Genomic DNA, 16,661 nt, shown 5'->3' with positions numbered 1-16,661 from the left:
AGACTGCCCGCCAGCTGCCGCGCGCGCCGGAATACCGGGCCGCGTGGTCCCGATACGGGCGGATTCCATGACGAGGCGCCGCGATCCGGGCCGAACGCGCCCGCCGCTTCCGGACACCCTGCCGGATCGCGACGCGGTCGAGCGCGCCCTCGAGATCGCTCTGGACCGCCTGCAGCCCAAACCGTCGGGGGCCAAGGCAGCGAGACCTAAGCCACCGGGGATCAAGCCGGCCGGATCCGACCCGGCGGGTGTCGGCCCAGGCCGCAAGACGCGCCCGGACGGGGCGGGCACCTGAGCCGCGAAAGGTTCCTCCACAGGGCGAAGATATCGTCCGGATACGACCGGCGGGACCCGCGTTCCCCGTCCGGAAGCCGCGCTACCCGCCAGCGGCCCCCGATGGAGACAGACCGCCATGGCCAAGCAGAAGACGCTGCACGACGCCTTCTACGAGACCCTGAAGGACGTCTATTACGCCGAGAAGCAGTCGGTGAAGGCCCTCAAGAAGTCCGCCAAGTCCGCGGAGCACGCGGAGCTGCGCCAAGCCTTCGAGACCCATGCCGAGGAGAGCGCCCAGCAGGTGGAGCGCCTGACGCAGGTCTTCGAGATCATCGGGAAGCCCGCCCGCGCCAAGACCTGCGAGGCGATGCAGGGCATCGTCTCCGAGATGGAGGAGGATCTCGAGGATTTCGAGGGCAGCCCGGCCGCCGACGCGGTGCTGGCCGCCTGCGCCCAGGCGGTGGAGCATTACGAGATCAGCCGCTACGGCACCCTGAAGACCTGGGCCGGCCAGCTCGGCTACGGCGAGGCCGCCAGGCTCTTGGACGAGACCCTGCAGGAGGAGAAGAAGACCGACGCCCTGCTCTCGAAGATCGCCGAGTCGATCAACGCCGCCGGCGATGCCGAGGACGGCGAGGCTCCGAAGGCCAAGGGCTCGAAGAAGGCCGCCTGAGCGCACCTGCATCCGGCACCGCCGCGGCGGTGCCGGACCGCGCCGATCCCGGCACCGGCCGCCCGGCGGAACGCGAAGGGCTCAGCCCGCTTTCTCGATCGCGCTGAGCGGGGTCCAGTAGCAGCGATCCTGATTGTTCGTCAGGGCGAGGCAGCCGTAGCTCATCGTCCGGGATTCGAGCCGGACCTCCTCGCCGAGCTTCCAGGACCGGCATTCGCCGCTGGCGAGACTGCCGCGCAGCAGCCGACCGAACCCCTCCTCGTCGCCGGCCATGACCAGCTTGAACAGGCGGTCCGTGACCTCCTGGGTGTGGCAGCCGAAGCGTTCCTGGACGATCGTCTCGGCAGCGGCGGGCCGGGACAGCGACGCCAGGGTGGCGAGGGCGGCGAGCGTCGTGAGGATGGGCAGGGTCGGGCGCATGCGCGGAACATATCCGCCGAACGCCGCCTGTCGAGCCCTGGAGTGCAGGCCCCCGCGCGGGCGATCGCCGCGCCCGCTCACGCGCCGCCGGCCGCCTCGTCGCGCTTGGCCGCCTGCCAGGCCGCCTCCATGGCGGCGAGGTCCGAGCGGCCGAGTTCGCCGCCCGCCGCCCGCAGGTGCTCCGCCATCGCGGCGAAGCGGCGCTCGAACTTGGCGGTGCCGTCGCGCAGGGCCGTCTCCGCGTCGATCCCGGCATGCCGCGCGAGGTTGGCCACCGAGAACAGGAGGTCGCCGATCTCCTCCGAGAGCGCCTGCGGGTCGCGCGCCTCCAGGGCTTCGGCGACCTCGTCGGTCTCCTCGCGGACCTTGTCGATGACCTGCGCGGCGTTGCCCCAGTCGAAGCCGTATGCCGCCGCCCGCCGGGAGATCTTCTCCGCCCGGGCAAGGGCCGGGAGCGCGCGGGCGACGCCGCCGAGCGGGTCGGGCGCGGCCTCCGCGGCGCCGGAGGCCGCGGACCGGTGCGCCCGCTCCTGCGCCTTGATCGCCGCCCATTGCGCCTCGACCTGCGCCGGATCGCGCAGCGGCGAGCCTGCGGGCAGGGGCTGCCCGTCCCGGTCGAAGACATGCGGATGGCGGCGGACCAGCTTGTCGCCGATCGCCCGCGCCACGTCGTCGAACGCGAAGGCGCCGGCCTCCTCGGCCATCTGCGCCTGGAACACCACCTGGAGCAGCAGGTCGCCGAGCTCGTCGCGCAGGTCGTCGCGATCGCCGCGCGCCACCGCGTCGGCGACCTCGTAGGCCTCCTCGATCGTGTAGGGCACGATGGTCGCAGGTGTCTGCGCCACGTCCCAGGGACAGCCGCGGACAGGGTCGCGCAGGGTCGCCATCAGGCGCAGGAGCCTGTGCAGCGGTGCCTCCCCGGGCAGCTCCCGGGACAGCTCCTGGGACATCGCCCCGGCGGTCGCCTCGCTCATGCCGGATCGTCCCTCGTCGCGCAGGTCACTCACGCTCCGGGCGTTAGACCATGGCGGGTGAAAGGGGAATCCGCGCGGGCGGGAGCCCGGTCAGACCCGGGCGTCGCGCTCGCGCACCTGCTCGTCCTGCAGGCCGTTGAGATAGGCGGTGAGCCGTCCGCTGACCGCCGGGTCGGCGCACTGGACCCAGAGCGGGGCCGGAAGGGTCCGGACAGGCAGGCGTAGCAAGAAAGCCTCGGCCGAGAGGGCCGCCTCCCGCTCCGAGGCGGCGGCCAGCAGCCGGGCGCCGGCCTGCGTGCCGATCAGGATCGCGATCGTTGCCATCAGGGATACGCCATGGACCGACAACGGCGCGCGGGTCCCATGCGTTGCGTCCGGGCTCAGCTCGTGGGCCGGACGCAGAGCGGCTCCCGGGCCAGCGCCAGGCTGAACGACCACAGGATCCGCCCGACCGGATCCATCAGCACCGCCCCGGTCAGCAGCATGCCGGCGGCCTTGCGGCAGAGTTCCCGGGCCTTGAGGATCGCGGCGTCGGCATCGGCCGCCTCCAGGCTGTCGGAGGCGAAGGCGAGGCCCGAGCGGCCGTCCGCGTGCTCCAGGATCCGTCGGAGAAAGGCCGGCATCGCTCGCTCCACCCTGTGGAGAATGACCGGCCACCGCAGCGCCGGCGACGTCCGAGGCTCGAGGCTCGAGGCTAGCGGCAGCGCCGACCGATCGGGCTGATTCAGATCAGGAGAAACCGCATTCCCCGGCCTCGCGCCCGCCGCAGGCCGGCTCCACATGTCGCAGGGCGCCTGGCTCGCCTGCGGGCCGATGCGCCCCGCCCCTGCGCGAGGTCCGCGCCAGGCCGTGCCGGGTCTTGTTCCAGCGCTCCGGGGCGCGGAGCAGTTCGGCCAGCGCAAGCCAGGCGGCCAGGCTGATCAGGAGGAAGTAGAGCGGCATCCAGACGGCCGACCGGGCGAGGTCGCTCCAGCCGCGCCGGGCGCAGCCGAGCAGGGCCGGCAGGATCAGCGACGCGAGCCCCGTCCCGAACAGCGTGATCGCGAGCCCAGTAGGGAGGTTGTCGAGGAAGGCGGGCGCCGCCGCGATGTCCAGGACCAGGAAGTCCCAGGCCGCCGCGGCGAGGCAGACCGGATAGGCGAGCGCCGACGCGACCGTGCCCGGCACCAGCGCGGCGGCGCAGAGCGTCTCCAGCACGCCGAGGCTGCGCGCGTTGGCGAGCGGCCGGCGCCCATGGGTGAGGCTGGTCTGGATCAGGCCCTTCAGCCAGCGGGTGCGCTGGGCGAGCCACGGGGCGAGCCGGGCCGGCGCCTCCTCGAAGGTGGGGCTCGGCAAGTCGCCGACGGTATAGCCCGCCAGCGCCAGGCGAATCCCGAGATCGGCATCCTCGGTGACGTTGAACGGATCCCACCCGTTCAGCGCCCGCAGCACGTCGGTGCGCAGGTGCATGGAGGTGCCGCCAAGCGGCACCGGCAGGCCGCACCGTGCCAGCGCCGGGTTCAGCACGTCGAACAGGCCCGCATATTCGAGGGCGAAGGCGCGGGCGAGCCGGGAATCGCCGGCATTGTCGATCACCAGCCGCCCCTGGAGACAGGCGACGCGGTCGGGCAGGCGCGCGAACAGGGTAGCCGCCAGCCGCAATTGCCCGGGATCGGGCACGTCCTCGGCGTCGTAGACGGTCAGCAGGGCGCCGCGGGCGAGCGGCAGCGCCGCGTTGAGGGCCCGCGGCTTGGTGCGGGGGCCGCCGGGCGGCACCGTAATCACCTCGAACCGCGCCGGCAGCGGGATCCGGGCGAGGGCCGGGCCGGTCTCCGGGTCGTCCGCCTCCAGCAGCAGCTTGATGTCGAGCTTGGCCGCCGGATAATCGAGGGCGGCCAGTGCCTTGAGCAGGTGCGGCACCACCGCCGCCTCGCGGCGGAGCGGGACCAGCACCGTGTAGACTGGCAGATCCGCATCGGCGAGCGGCACCGTCGCGTCCGCAGACACCGGGGCCGTGATGGCCAGGGCGGCGAGCCGGAAGCTCGCCATGGACAGGAACAGGCCCTGCGCGGCCAGCATCGCCGTCTGGGCGAGCCACGCCGGGAGCGCCGCGCACAGGCAGAGCGCTGCGGTGAGCCCCAGTCCGAGGACCAGCAGCCACCAGACGGCCGGCTCGCGCGCGGTGGCCCGCTCGGGCGTGCGCCGCCGCAGCTCGTGCGACGCGTAATCCGCCACCTGCTCGGGGATCGCGGCGAACACGGCCTCGCGCAGGCGTGTCGGGCTGGTGATCGCCGGCCTGGACGCCCGGCGCGGGCCGTCGAGGAGGTCCGCGATCATCCGGCCGCGGGGCGCCAGCACGCAGGGCGCCACCGCCCCGGGTGCCAGCGGCGCGAGACCGGCCGCCACGCTGTCGGGGAAGCGCAGGCCCAGGCCGAACGGGATCGGCCCGTCGAGGTAGGGGGCGCCGAGCGCCCGGGCCAGGGCCCGGTAATAGGCGGCCTCCGCCATCAGGCCGGCCTGGAGCAGGGCGGTCGCCGCGTCGGTCCCGGCCTCGGCCGCGGCGGCGGCAGCCCGGATCAGCAGCTGGCCGTCGACGCCCTCGGCTTGCAGGAAGGCGATCTCCGGCGGCAGGGCTGCCTGCCCCGCGGGCGGGCGCTGGAACGACACGCCGTGCGCTCCCCCGGTGGCCCCAGGTCGTGGTAGAGGAGGGAGGTGAGCCAGTCCCCGCCCCCACGCTCCGAGAGGAGCACCACCCCCTCCCGATCGTCAAGAGGCGATAGGACAGGCATCCCATTCCGGTTCGCGGCGGCCGCGCTCGCCGCCGTGCTCCTCTGGCCGCCACCCGCCGGTGCCGCGGCGCCGACGGAGCCCCAGGCCGCGCCCGCCGCCCCTCCCGCCGTCACGGTGCCGGATTTCTGGAACCCGCGCAGCCGGGGCGAGCGGATCGAGGCGCCTCAGACCGGCCGGGCGGTTCGCTTCCTCACGGACGACGAATTCCCGCCGCTGCACTTCGCCGGCCCCGACGGCAACCCGACGGGCTTCGTGGTCGAACTCGCCCGGGCCGTCTGCGAGAAGCTGACGATCACCTGCACGGTGCAAGCGCGCCGCTTCGACACCCTGCTGGACGCCCTCGACGGCAAGCAGGGCGACGTGGTCGCGGCGGCCATCCCCCTCACGGCGACGCTGCGGGAGAAGTTCCTGGCGACGCGGCCGTATTTCCGCTGGCCAGCGCGCTTCGCGGCGCGGACCGACAAGGGCCTGCCCGTCCCCTCGGCGGCGGCGCTCGCCGGGCGCAGCGTCGGCGTGATCGCCGGCAGCGCGCACGCGGCCTACCTCAAGGCGTTCTTCCCGAAGGCCGTCCCGAAGGACTTCACCGACCTCGCGGCGGCCGAGGGCGCGCTCAAGCGTGGCGAGATCGACTACCTGTTCGCCGACGGCCTGAACCTCGCCCTCTATGTCGGCGGCCAGGACGCGGAGGCTTGCTGCGCGCTGACCGGCGGCGACTACCTGGAGAACCGCTACTTCGGGGAGGGCATCGGCCTGATCACCCGCCAGGAGGACGCGGCCCTCTCCCGGGCGCTGGACGACGCGCTCCAGCGGGTCTGGGACGACGGCAAGTACACCGAGCTGTACCTGCGGTTCTTCCCGGTGAGCCCGTTCTGAGGGCTTTCATCGCCAGCGGGAACCGGGAATCCTGACCGCCGGGCTTCGGCTGTCGGATGGCACCCTGACGGATCTGTTCGAGACGGCCGTGGCCAAGGCACGCGGCCTGTCCCCTGACCTTCAGGACGAGATCGCCCGGCTCATGCTGGCCTTCGCGGGCGCTGGGGGGCTCGGTCTACCGGTTCACTCCGGAGGAGGCAGCGGAACTCGACGCGTCCGAGGCCGCCGAGGCGCGGGGCGACTTCGCGACAGAGGCGGAGATCCGCGCCATCTGGGCCAAGGATCGGCTCCAAGAGCCTGTTTGACCCGGGATTTCCCCTCCTCGCCCTCATCCTGAGGTGCCGCGCAGCGGCCTCGAAGGAGAGCTCCAGCCAGCGCGGCGGTCTCCGGAGGGTTCCGTCGAGGCCTCCGCTGCGCTGCGGCACCTCAGGATGAGGGCGAGATTTCGGAGATCCGGAATTCGCGACTCGGCTTGGCACGCTCAGGAAGCCGAGCGGATCAGGCGTGCGTCTGCCAAGCCGAAACCGAGATGCGCTGTCATAGGCCTCACGCGCGGGCCCGCGATGGAACCCCACAATGCACCGTCGGGCGTTCCGCTCCGATGCGAACCGCTCTAGGGTGCGCGCTCCCCATTCGCTTTCAGCCCTGAAGATCATCCCCGACGACATGCCAGCCGCTCCGCCAGCCCTGATCCTCGATCCCGATATCATCGAGGCCGCCGCCAACGCCGCCGCCTGGCCCTTCGAGGAGGCACGCAAGCTCGTGGCGCGGCTGGAGAAATCCGGCAAGAAAGAGGTGCTGTTCGAGACCGGCTACGGCCCCTCGGGCCTGCCGCATATCGGCACGTTCGGCGAGGTCGCCCGCACCTCCATGGTGCGGCACGCCTTCCGGGTGCTCACCCGCGACGCGGTGCCGACCCGGCTGATCGCCTTCTCGGACGACATGGACGGGCTGCGCAAGGTGCCCGACAACGTGCCGAACCGGGAGATGCTGGCCGACCATCTCAACCAGCCGCTCACCCGCGTGCCGGACCCGTTCGGCACCCATGACAGCTTCGGGGCGCACAACAACGCCGAGCTGCGCCGCTTCCTCGACGCCTTCGGGTTCGCTTACGAGTTCCGCTCGGCGACCGAGTGCTACCGCGCGGGCGTGTTCGACGCGACGCTGCTGCGCGTGCTGGAGCGCTACGATTCCGTGATGGAGATCATGCTGCCGTCGCTGCGCGCGGAGCGCTCGGCGAGCTACTCGCCGTTCCTGCCGCTCCACCCGGTCACCGGCCACGTGATGCAGGTGCCGATCGATGAGGTGAGGGCGGAGAGCGGCACGATCGTGTGGCGCGATCCCGCCACGGGCGAGCGCTACGAGACCCCGGTGACCGGCGGCCACGCCAAGCTGCAGTGGAAGCCCGACTGGGCGATGCGCTGGGTGGCGCTCGGCGTCGATTACGAGATGGCCGGCAAGGACCTGATCGACTCGGTCAAGCTCTCGGCCAAGATCGCCCGGGCGCTCGGCGGCGAGCCGCCGGAGGGCTTCAACTACGAGCTGTTCCTCGACGAGAAGGGCCAGAAGATCTCGAAGTCGAAGGGCAACGGCCTGACCATCGACGCGTGGCTCACGTACGGCACGCCGGAATCGCTCGCCCTGTTCATGTACAACAAGCCGCGCGAGGCCAAGCGCCTGTTCTTCGACGTGATTCCCCGGCACGTCGACGAGTATATCGGCTTCCTCGACCGCTATGCCGGCCAGGACGCGAAGCTGCGGCTGGGCAACCCGGTCTGGCACCTCCACGCCGGCAACCCGCCGGAGCCCGAGCGGGTCGAGGGCGCCAGCCTGACCTTCGCGATGCTGCTCAACCTCGCGGCGGTCGCGAACACCGAGGATCCGGCGGTGCTGTGGGGCTTCATCCGCCGCTACGCGCCGCAGACCGGGCCGGAGTCCCATCCGGGCCTCGACCGGCTGGTCAGGCACGCGCTGAAGTACTTTTCGGATTTCGTGCGGCCGGCCAAGACCTACCGGGCGCCCACGCCCGAGGAGCGGGCCGCCCTGGAGGATCTCTCGGAGACCCTCAAGGAGCACACCGGCTCCACCGATCCGGAGGCCCTGCAGGCCGCAGTCTACGAGGTCGGCCGGCGCCACTTCCCCGACATGTCCGGCAAGGCCAAGAGCCCGGACGGGCGGCCCGGCGTGTCGCAGGCGTGGTTCACGAGCCTCTACAACGTGCTGTTCGGCGAGGCGCGCGGACCCCGGTTCGGCTCCTTCGTGGCTCTCTACGGGGTCGACGAGACCCGGGGCCTGATCGCCGCTTCCCTGTCGGGGGCGTTGGTGGCGGAGCACGAAGCCTTCGCGGCCGGCAAGGCTCCGGTCGCGTGAGCGCGCGATGATCGTCGACAGCCTCGCCGCGCTGGAGGCGATCTACCACGCGCCCCTGGCGCCCGCCTCCACGGTGAAGGTGGCGGGCGCGATCACGCCGGACTACGCGGCGCTGATTGCGGCCTCGCCCTTCGCGGTGCTGGCGACCGCCGGCCCGGAGGGCCTCGATTGCAGCCCCCGCGGAGACCAGCCGGGCTTCGTGCGGGTCGCCGATCCGCGCACGCTGATCCTGCCGGACCGGCGCGGCAACAACCGGATCGACTCGCTGCGCAACATCGTGCGCGATCCCCGCGTCGCGCTGCTGTTCCTGATCCCCGGCTCGGGCACGACGCTGCGGGTGAACGGGCGGGCGGTGATCTCGGCGGATCCGGACCTGCTCGCGACGTTCCAGGTCGAGGGTCACGCGCCGCGCACCGCGATCGTGATCACCGTCGCGGAGATCTACTTCCAGTGCGCGCGGGCGATCATCCGGGCCAGGCTGTGGGATCCGGAAGCCCGCGTCGACGCGGCGAGCCTGCCGACCCCCGGCGCGATCCTGGCAGCCCTGACCGCGGGCGAAGTCGGCGGCCAGCGTTACGACGCGGAATGGCCGGAGCGGGCGGCCAAGACGATGTGGTGAGGGCGGGCGCCGGGCGCCGACACTATGTGAGGCCGAGGAACAGCGCGAGGGAGCGGGTCACCGCCAGCAGGGTCGCGTCATCGAGGCGGCCGATCGGCGGTCCGACCTTCTCACGCCTGACCGACATGGCTTTGTCGATCTGGACTTGAGACGGCTTGCTCAAGCCGTTCCGAGGGGTCGGCTGGACGGTCAGCCGGATCAGCGGTGCGTCCACCAGTGTCGACGAGAGCAGCAGGACCGTCACCGTGCCGGTCTGCGCGAAGGCGTCTGACTGGATCACCAGCGCCGGACGCGGCCTGCCGAAATCGCCCGCCATGGCGACGGTGACGAGATCGCCGCGCGTCACGGCTTAATCGGATCATCGAGATCGGTGAGCGCGGCGTCGAGGAAGGCGTTCAGCTCACGGTCGGTCGCATCGGCCTCCGCCACGAGCAGCGACTGGCGCCGGCACTCGTCGGCGAAGCCCGGCCGGCTCGTGTCCGGAACCCAGATCTGCACCGGCCGGAGCCCAGCGGCGCGCAACGCCTCCCGACGCTTCCGAACTCTCTGGGCGACCGGCGTGACCATCGCTGCCTCGGAGTTAGTTACATGTAACAGATAGGAAGCCCGATCCCCGGGCGTCAAGGCGACGTGAGGACCCTGACGCCGTCGTCCTCACGAGCGCGGCGGCCGACGGACCTCAGCCCACCAGCGCCAGATCCTGCAGCTCGGTATCGGGGATCACGTCGACCTCGACCTTGAGGCGCTGCTTGCCCGAACCGCTGACGATGCCGTCGATCGGCGCCACGTCGCCGTAGTCCCGGCCGCGGGCCACCACGATGTGGTCGTCCCGCACCGCCACGGCGTTGGTGGGATCGAGGCCGAGCCAGCCGTCGCCGCACCAGACCGCGACCCAGGCGTGGCTCGCATCCGCCCCGCGCAGGCGCGGGCGGCCCGGCGGCGGCACGGTCCGCAGATAGCCGCTGACATAGGCCGCCGGCAGGCCCATGCCGCGTAAGGCCGCGATCATCACGTGGGCGAAGTCCTGGCAGACCCCCGCCCGCAGCGCGAAGGACTCTCGGCGAGCGGCGTGTAGACATGGGTGGCCTTGGCATCGAAGCGGAAATCCCGGCCGATGCGCAGCATCAGGTCGTGCGCCGCCCCGTAGGCGCTGCGGCCAAGCGAGAAGCTCGGCCGCGCGTAGTCGGTGACCTCGGAGAGCAGCGGGACCCGGCCGCTCGGGAACAGGAAGTGCACCGGCGCGCGGCCGCCGAGGTCCCGCCCGGCCACCACGGCGTCGCGAACCCGCTCCCAGGGCATCCCGGCTTCCGGCGGCGGCGGGGCGGGGCGCTCGACCCGCACGGTGGAGAGCGCCTCGACGCTGAAGGTGGTGTGGGGCGTCTCCAGCGTGACCGCCACCGCGTCGATGCCGAAATAGTCGCGCCGCATCACCGCGCGGGCGGGGCTCGGGTCGATCGTGACGGCGCTCGCCAGCACGCTCTGGCCCTCGCAATCCTGCGGCTTGAGCCGCAGGGTGCAGCGGGCGAAGTGCACCGGCTTGCCGTAGCGGTAGGTGGTGCGGTGGCGCAGTGTGTAGATCACGCCAGCCCCGTCAGCTTCTCGGGGCGCAGCGCGTTCGGCCCGGTGGGGAAGTAGCGGGCCGCGATCCCGTCCGCGAGCCGCTCCAGGTCGGTCGCCAGCGCGGTGAGGCGCACGGCGTCGAAATCGGCGGCCTCGCCGCTGCGCAGATCCGACAGGATCCGGGCGGCGAGGCGGCAATGCGGCTCGGGGAGGCCATCGGCGGCCAGCGCCGGCAGGTCAGCGAGGTGGCGGGTGATCGCCTCCGCCTGGAAGGCGATCGAGCGCGGATTGTAGGGGTCGAGCAGCACCATGTCGCGGACCGGGTCGAGAGCCGCGCCCTGCAGATAGCGCCGTCCGTAGCTGATCTGCGAATCGCAGAGCGACAGCATCACCCCGAGGCAGCCCGGGGTCGCCTCGTCGTTGGCGAAGGCCAGCGCGAAGGTGCAGGTGTTGATCGCCCGCTCGATCCGCCGGCCGAGCTCGACGAAGTGCCAGCCCTCCGCCCGGCTCATGTTCTCGTGGGTCAGGCCGGACAAGGCCGCGAGATGGCTCAGCGCCCGCTCGGCGCGACCCGCGAGCTGCGACTCGGTGAAGGTGCGTTCATCGTTGAGGGACAGGAACTCGTTCAGGTCTGCGAGCACCCGCCAGGCCTCGCCGGACAGGCGCGCGCGCAGGGCTGCGGCGTTGCGGCGGGCCGAGACGATATGGGCGCGGGCCGAGCCCGGCCGGTCGTGCCCGGCCAGCGCCTCCTGGGCGAGGCGGGCGGTGGGCAGGCCGGCCGCGCCGATGCTGCCCCACTCGTGCAGCAGGGCGCGGAGCGCCAGGGCCGCCGGGGTGTCGAGGGCGCCCGAGATATCGGCCCCGACCGCGTCGCCGACGCTGCGCAGATGGGCGAGGACGAGCCGGATCACCGCCTCGGCGCGTTCGAGATAGCGGCCGAACCAGAACAGGCCGTCCGCCGCCCGGGACGGCAGGTGGCCGCCGACCCGCCGCACCCGCGGGGCCGCCTGCGCGCCGATCAGGGGCGCGGCGACGGGCTTCTCCGACAAGACCCAGACATCGGCCGAGCGGATGCCGAGCCGCAGCTCGATCGGATCGACGTCCTCGCGCTCCGAGACCCGGCAGAAGCCGCCCGGCATGACCTGCCAGCCGAGCGGCGTCCGGGTGGCGAAGACCCGGACCACGAACGGGCGGGGCACCAGGGCGAGGCCGTCCGGGCCGCGCTCCCAGCCCGGCATGGTCGAGAGCGGCGCCGCCTCCTGGGCGACGTAGTCGAAGGGCCGGTCGCGCAGGGCCGCCACGACCCGCTCCCGCTCGGCCGCCAGGACCGGGCCCGCCAGGATCGCGTCGCGCCCCGCCCCGCGCTGGGGCGTGGCGGCCGGGCGCAGGGTCAGGCTGTCGAGGTTGGCCCGCGCGTGTGCCAGGCCCTCGAGATCGCCGCACCACCACGTGCGCGGATGGCCGAGCCGCAGGGGTTCGCCCAGCACCCGGCGGGCGATGCCGTCGAGATAGGGCGCGAGCGCGGCCGACTCGACGAGCCCCGAGCCCGGCATGTTGGCCATCACCAGGGAGCCATTGCGCAGGGCGTCGAGGATGCCGGGCACGCCGAGCCGCGAGGCCGGGTTCAGCTCCAGCGGGTCGAGGAAGTCGGCGTCGATCCGCCGCCACAGGGCGTCGGCGCGCTTCAGGCCGGAGACGGTGCGCACGTGCAGGCGCCCGTCCTGCATGACGAGGTCGTCGCCCTCCACCAGCATCAGGCCGAGATAGCGGGCGAGCGCCGCCTGCTCGACATAGGTGCTGCTGTAGGGGCCGGAGGTCAGCAAGCAGATCCGCGGGTCGGACCGCTCGGCGCCCAGCGCCAGCCCGTCGCGGAACGCCTGGAAGAAGGCCGGCAGGCGCTCGACATGGAGGTCTTGGAAGAAATCCGGGAAGGTCCGGGCCAGGACCATGCGGTTCTCCAGCGCCCAGCCGAGGCCCGAGGGCGCCTGCGTCCGGTCGGCCAGCACCTGCCAGCGCCCGTCCGGACCCCGGCCGAGATCGGCGGCGTAGAGCTTCAGGTAATGGCCGCCGGGGGGCGTGACGCCCTGGAGCGGGTGCAGGAACTCGGGCGTGCCGGCCACGATCGCGGCGGGCAGCAGACCCTCCTGGACCAGCCGGCCCTCGCCGTAGGTGTCGGCGAGGATCGCCTCCATCAGTTCCGCGCGCTGGACGATCCCGGCGCTGAGCGCCGCCCACTCCGCCCCCTCGATCACCAGGGGCAGGCAGCCGAGCGGCCAGGGATGCTCGCGCTGATCGCCGGCGATGCGGAACGAGATGCCCGCGTCCCGGATATGCCGCTCCGCCGCGACGAAGCGGGCCATGATCTCCGGCTCGGTGAGGCCGCCGAGATGGTCGAGCAGGCGCGGCCACGCCCCGCGGGGCTGGCCGTCGGGACCCAGGAACTCGTCTGGCCGACCGGGCGCGGGGCGATAGCCCGCGACCCAGCGGGCGACGCGCGCCCGCTGGGTCTCGACCGGCTCGGCCCGGGCAGTGCTGTCCGCGAGCGCCGCCTGCATCATGGCACCCCGGTCATTGCGGGACCGGCGTCCGCAGGTCGAGGGTCAGCGGGAACTCCGCGCTCGATTCCGGACGGGGCATCTCGAGCCGGCCCGGCGTGTGGCCGTGCGGCTGGAACCGGGCGAGCCGGCGCCCCTCCGCCTCGTAGGCATTGACCGGATGGGTCTCGTAGTTGCGGCCGCCCGGATGGGCGACGTGATAGCGGCAGCCGCCGAGGGAGCGCCCGCTCCAGGCATCGAGGATGTCGAAGGTCAGCGGCGAGTGGGCCGGAATGGTCGGGTGCAGCGAGGAGGCCGGCTGCCACGCCTTGAAGCGCAGCCCCGCCACGGCCTCGCCGCCGCGGCCGGTGGAGGTCATGGGCAGGCGTCGGCCGTTGCAGGCGATGACATGCCGCTCGGACACGAAGCCCTCGACCTTGACCTGCAGCCGCTCGACCGAGCTGTCGACGAAGCGCACGGTGCCCCCGCTGGTCCCTTCCTCGCCCATCACGTGCCAGGGCTCCAGCGCCTGGCGCAGCTCCATCCGGACCCCGCCCTGCTCGACCGTGCCGAAGACGGGGAAGCGGAACAGCGCCTGCGCCTCGAAGGCGACCGGATCGAAAGCGTACCCCGCCGCCCGCAGATCCTCCAGCACCGAGAGGAAGTCGGACCAGAGGAAATGCGGCAGCATGAACCGATCGTGGAGGTTCGTGCCCCAGCGGACACAACTTCCGGTCTGCGGCTCGCGCCACAGCCAGGCCACGAGGGCGCGGAGCAGCAATTGCTGGGCGAGGCTCATCCGCGCGTCCGGCGGCATCTCGAAGGCGCGGAATTCCAAGAGGCCGAGGCGCCCGGTCGGTCCGTCCGGTGAGTACAGCTTGTCGATGCAGATCTCGGCCCGGTGGGTGTTGCCGGTGACGTCGACCAGGATGTTGCGGAAGATCCGGTCGACGAGCCAGCGCGGGATGTTGGGCGCGTCCGGGGCCGGCACCTGGGCGAGCGCGATCTCCAGCTCGTAGAGCCCGTCGTGGCGGGCCTCGTCCATGCGCGGCGCCTGGCTCGTGGGCCCGATATAGAGGCCCGAGAACAGGTACGAGAGCGCCGGGTGGCGCTGCCAGTACAGAACGAGGCTCTTCAGCAGGTCGGGCCGGCGCAGGAACGGGGAATCGTCCGGCGTCACACCGCCCATGACCACGTGGTTGCCGCCGCCGGTGCCAGTATGGCGCCCGTCGACCATGAACTTCTCCGCGCCGAGCCGGGTCTGGCGGGCCTCGGCGTAGAGGTCGGTGGTGATGGCGACCGCCTCCCGCCAGGAGGCGGCCGGGTGGACGTTCACCTCGATCACGCCCGGATCGGGGGTGACCTTGATCACGCCGATCCGCGGGTCGTAGGGCGGCTCGTAGCCCTCGAGGTGGATCGGCAGGTTCAGCGCGGCGGCGGCGGCCTCGAGGTGGCCGGCGAGTTCGAGATACTCGTCGGCGCGCTGCACCGGCGGCATGAACACCCGCACCACCCCGTCGCGGGGCTCGATCGACAGGGCCGTGCGCACTGCGACGCCGGTGATGCCGGAACCGTTGACCACAGACGCGCCGGGATGGCCGTCGGGGAGGGGCGGGCGCGGCTCCAGAGGGTCCTGCGGCTGGTAGTAGGGATAGTGCTCCGGCGGCACGTAGGGCAGCGACGACAGGGGCAGGCGGAAGCCCACGGGCGAATCGCCCGGCACCAGGAAGGCGGCGCCGCGCCGGAAATCCCACTTTTCCGAGATCCAGACCCTTTCGGCCTCGCCGTCCTTGCCGGTGGGCAGGCTCGCCAGCGGCAGGACGTAGCCCGCGGCCTCCCCGAGGCCTCGCGCGTAGACCCGCTTGATCCGGGCATCGAACTCCACCGAGCCCGACTTGGCGTCGGCCGGCGTGACGTTGACCGGCAGCGCCGCGGTCTTCTTCTCCCAGAGCTCGCCGTCCTCGAAAGCCGGGAAGACATAGTCGGCGAGGCCGAGGCGGCGGGCCAGCGCGTCGGCGAACGCCTTGGCCTGCGCGATGGTGGCCGTGCCCGCCTCCCCGGGGGCGGCTTCCGGGGCGATCAGATCCGGGTTCCGCCAGATCGGCTGGCCGTCCTTGCGCCAGTAGAGCGCGAAGGCCCAACGGGGCAGGCTCTCGCCGGGGTACCACTTGCCCTGGCCGTAATGGAGCAGGCCGCCGGGCCCGAACCGGTCGCGCAGGCGCCGGATCAGCTGGTCGGCGCGGCCGCGCTTGGTCGGGCCGACCGCGGCGATGTTCCATTCGGGCGATTCGAAATCGTCCACCGAAACGAAGGTCGGCTCGCCACCCATGGTCAGGCGGACATCCTGCGTGGCCAGATCGGCATCGACCCGCTCGCCCAGCGCGTCCATCGACGCCCAGACTTCCTCCGAGAACGGTTTGGTGATCCGCGGCGTCTCGGCGACGCGGGTGATGCTCATTCCGAAGTCGAAGGTCGTCTCGGCGGGCTCCATCGCCCCCGAGATCGGCGCGGCCGAATGGTAGTGCGGCGTCGCGGCCAGCGGGATGTGGCCCTCGCCGGTGAGCAGGCCCGAGGTCGCGTCCATGCCGACCCAGCCGGCGCCCGGCAGGTAGACCTCGGCCCAGGCGTGCAGGTCGGTGAAGTCCGCCGCGGCGCCGGTCGGCCCGTCGACCGCGGTCGTGTCGGGCACGAGCTGGATCAGGTAGCCGGACACGAATCGGGCGGCGAGCCCGATCCGGCGCAGCACCTGCACGAGCAGCCACGCCGAGTCGCGGCAGGAACCGCTCTTGAGCCTCAGGGTCTCGGCGGGCGTCTGGACGCCCGGCTCCATGCGGACGCCGTAGGCCGTCTCGCGGGCGATCTGGCCGTTGAGCGCCACGAGGAACTGGACGGTGCTGGGCTCCTCAGGGAGCTGGGCCAGCAGCGCCTCCATCTCGGGACAATCCGCGTCGACGGGCGCGAGATACGGGGCCAGCTCCTCGGCGAGGGCGGGATCGTACGCGAAGGGCCGGACCTGCGCGTAATCCTCCACGAAGAAGTCGAACGGGTTGATCACCGCCATGTCGGCGGTGAGGTCGACCTCGATCTTCAACTCGTCGGTCTTCTCCGGGAAGACGATGCGGGCGAGCCAGTTGCCGCTCGGATCCTGCTGCCAGTTCAGGAAGTGGTTGGCGGGCGTCACCTTCAGCGCGTAGGCCGGGACCTTGGTGCGCGCGTGCGGGGCCGGGCGCAGGCGGATCACCTGAGGGCCGAGGCTGATCGGCCGGTCGTAGCGGTAATGCGTGACGTGGTGCAGGGCGGCTTTGATCGACACGATGGCTCCGTCGAAAGGATCGAACGCGGTTCTCGATGCCGGTCCCGGGCGCCGGACCCCACCGCGCGGTTATGCGATACAGACGGCGTCACAAGCAATTTCCGTGCGGCGGGCGGCGCGGGCACGGATGCGTGCGGGCGGCGGCACGCCCTGACACCTCGGCATTGTTCCAGGCCATCGCCAGGCCCGGCGACATCGGGGATCCGGAACGCGGGCCCGGCGGTCCGAGCCGCTGGCAGGAACTTTGCCGCCCGGCCCTGCTTGACCGGCAGATGGGCCG

The 16,661-nt window shown here is 72.4% G+C and carries 13 protein-coding genes and 1 pseudogene; 4 read left to right on the top strand and 10 right to left on the bottom strand.

Annotated elements, in window-relative coordinates:
• Positions 1-412 precede the first annotated feature (412 nt).
• Complete coding sequence (locus ABIE45_RS20840; protein ID WP_192709143.1) at positions 413-949, top strand: ferritin-like domain-containing protein; 537 nt, start codon at positions 413-415, stop codon at positions 947-949.
• Positions 950-1,030: 81 nt separating this feature from the next.
• Here ABIE45_RS20840 and ABIE45_RS20835 read toward each other — a convergent pair whose 3' ends face one another.
• From ABIE45_RS20835 to ABIE45_RS20815, 5 genes are all read right to left on the bottom strand, one after another.
• Positions 1,031-1,369 carry a hypothetical protein gene (locus ABIE45_RS20835; protein WP_192709144.1) on the bottom strand — a complete coding sequence of 113 codons (339 nt, stop codon included), beginning with the start codon at positions 1,367-1,369 and terminating at the stop codon, positions 1,031-1,033.
• Between the two features lie 77 nt (positions 1,370-1,446).
• Positions 1,447-2,343 (bottom strand): nucleoside triphosphate pyrophosphohydrolase, encoded by an 897-nt coding sequence (gene mazG / locus ABIE45_RS20830; RefSeq protein WP_192709145.1) that lies wholly within the window; start codon positions 2,341-2,343, stop codon positions 1,447-1,449.
• Between the two features lie 90 nt (positions 2,344-2,433).
• On the bottom strand, positions 2,434-2,667 hold the full coding sequence (locus tag ABIE45_RS20825) for a hypothetical protein (RefSeq protein WP_192709146.1): 234 nt from the start codon (positions 2,665-2,667) through the stop codon (positions 2,434-2,436).
• Between the two features lie 56 nt (positions 2,668-2,723).
• A complete protein-coding gene (locus ABIE45_RS20820) occupies positions 2,724-2,966 on the bottom strand; it encodes a hypothetical protein (RefSeq protein ID WP_192709147.1) in 243 nt (80 codons plus the stop codon).
• Between the two features lie 106 nt (positions 2,967-3,072).
• A complete protein-coding gene (locus ABIE45_RS20815) occupies positions 3,073-4,989 on the bottom strand; it encodes a glycosyltransferase family 2 protein (protein WP_192709148.1) in 1,917 nt (638 codons plus the stop codon).
• 156 nt (positions 4,990-5,145) lie between these two features.
• On the opposite strand from ABIE45_RS20815, the gene ABIE45_RS20810 reads away from it, so the two are divergent.
• The 3 genes from ABIE45_RS20810 (at position 5,146) to ABIE45_RS20800 (ending at position 8,974) form a co-directional block, all read left to right on the top strand.
• A complete protein-coding gene (locus tag ABIE45_RS20810; RefSeq protein ID WP_373622509.1) occupies positions 5,146-5,985 on the top strand; it encodes a transporter substrate-binding domain-containing protein in 840 nt (279 codons plus the stop codon).
• A gap of 666 nt (positions 5,986-6,651) precedes the next feature.
• The gene (locus ABIE45_RS20805) at positions 6,652-8,355 is read left to right on the top strand and encodes a lysine--tRNA ligase (protein ID WP_192709150.1); all 1,704 of its coding nucleotides are present in this window, start codon (positions 6,652-6,654) and stop codon (positions 8,353-8,355) included.
• A gap of 7 nt (positions 8,356-8,362) precedes the next feature.
• Complete coding sequence (locus ABIE45_RS20800; protein ID WP_192709151.1) at positions 8,363-8,974, top strand: pyridoxamine 5'-phosphate oxidase family protein; 612 nt, start codon at positions 8,363-8,365, stop codon at positions 8,972-8,974.
• 22 nt (positions 8,975-8,996) lie between these two features.
• Here ABIE45_RS20800 and ABIE45_RS20795 read toward each other — a convergent pair whose 3' ends face one another.
• From ABIE45_RS20795 to ABIE45_RS20775, 5 genes and pseudogenes are all read right to left on the bottom strand, one after another.
• Entirely contained in the window at positions 8,997-9,320 is a 324-nt protein-coding gene (locus ABIE45_RS20795; RefSeq protein ID WP_192709152.1) for a type II toxin-antitoxin system PemK/MazF family toxin, read from the bottom strand.
• The gene (locus ABIE45_RS20790) at positions 9,317-9,541 is read right to left on the bottom strand and encodes an antitoxin MazE family protein (protein WP_192709153.1); all 225 of its coding nucleotides are present in this window, start codon (positions 9,539-9,541) and stop codon (positions 9,317-9,319) included. The genes ABIE45_RS20795 and ABIE45_RS20790 overlap by 4 nt, the downstream gene beginning before the upstream one ends.
• A gap of 112 nt (positions 9,542-9,653) precedes the next feature.
• Positions 9,654-10,555: pseudogene (locus ABIE45_RS20785) on the bottom strand (transglutaminase N-terminal domain-containing protein).
• The gene (locus ABIE45_RS20780; protein ID WP_192709316.1) at positions 10,552-13,089 is read right to left on the bottom strand and encodes a circularly permuted type 2 ATP-grasp protein; all 2,538 of its coding nucleotides are present in this window, start codon (positions 13,087-13,089) and stop codon (positions 10,552-10,554) included. The pseudogene ABIE45_RS20785 and the gene ABIE45_RS20780 overlap by 4 nt, the downstream one beginning before the upstream one ends.
• A 13-nt stretch (positions 13,090-13,102) precedes the next feature.
• Positions 13,103-16,381 carry a transglutaminase family protein gene (locus tag ABIE45_RS20775; protein WP_192709155.1) on the bottom strand — a complete coding sequence of 1,093 codons (3,279 nt, stop codon included), beginning with the start codon at positions 16,379-16,381 and terminating at the stop codon, positions 13,103-13,105.
• Positions 16,382-16,661: the final 280 nt, after the last annotated feature.

It is taken from the genome of Methylobacterium sp. OAE515 (assembly GCF_041806315.1).
Classification (GTDB): Bacteria; Pseudomonadota; Alphaproteobacteria; order Rhizobiales; family Beijerinckiaceae; genus Methylobacterium; species Methylobacterium tardum.
This window is presented reverse-complemented; position numbering and strand designations above follow the sequence as displayed.

Excerpts from the sequence above, each read along its gene's own strand:
- ABIE45_RS20840 (WP_192709143.1), top strand. The coding sequence starts at position 413 with ATGGCCAAGCAGAAGACGCTGCACGACGCCTTCTACGAGACCCTGAAG.
- ABIE45_RS20835 (WP_192709144.1), bottom strand. The coding sequence starts at position 1,369 with ATGCGCCCGACCCTGCCCATCCTCACGACGCTCGCCGCCCTCGCCACC.
- mazG (WP_192709145.1), bottom strand. The coding sequence starts at position 2,343 with ATGAGCGAGGCGACCGCCGGGGCGATGTCCCAGGAGCTGTCCCGGGAG.
- ABIE45_RS20825 (WP_192709146.1), bottom strand. The coding sequence starts at position 2,667 with ATGGCAACGATCGCGATCCTGATCGGCACGCAGGCCGGCGCCCGGCTG.
- ABIE45_RS20820 (WP_192709147.1), bottom strand. The coding sequence starts at position 2,966 with ATGCCGGCCTTTCTCCGACGGATCCTGGAGCACGCGGACGGCCGCTCG.
- ABIE45_RS20805 (WP_192709150.1), top strand. The coding sequence starts at position 6,652 with ATGCCAGCCGCTCCGCCAGCCCTGATCCTCGATCCCGATATCATCGAG.
- ABIE45_RS20800 (WP_192709151.1), top strand. The coding sequence starts at position 8,363 with ATGATCGTCGACAGCCTCGCCGCGCTGGAGGCGATCTACCACGCGCCC.
- ABIE45_RS20790 (WP_192709153.1), bottom strand. The coding sequence starts at position 9,541 with ATGGTCACGCCGGTCGCCCAGAGAGTTCGGAAGCGTCGGGAGGCGTTG.
- ABIE45_RS20780 (WP_192709316.1), bottom strand. The coding sequence starts at position 13,089 with ATGCAGGCGGCGCTCGCGGACAGCACTGCCCGGGCCGAGCCGGTCGAG.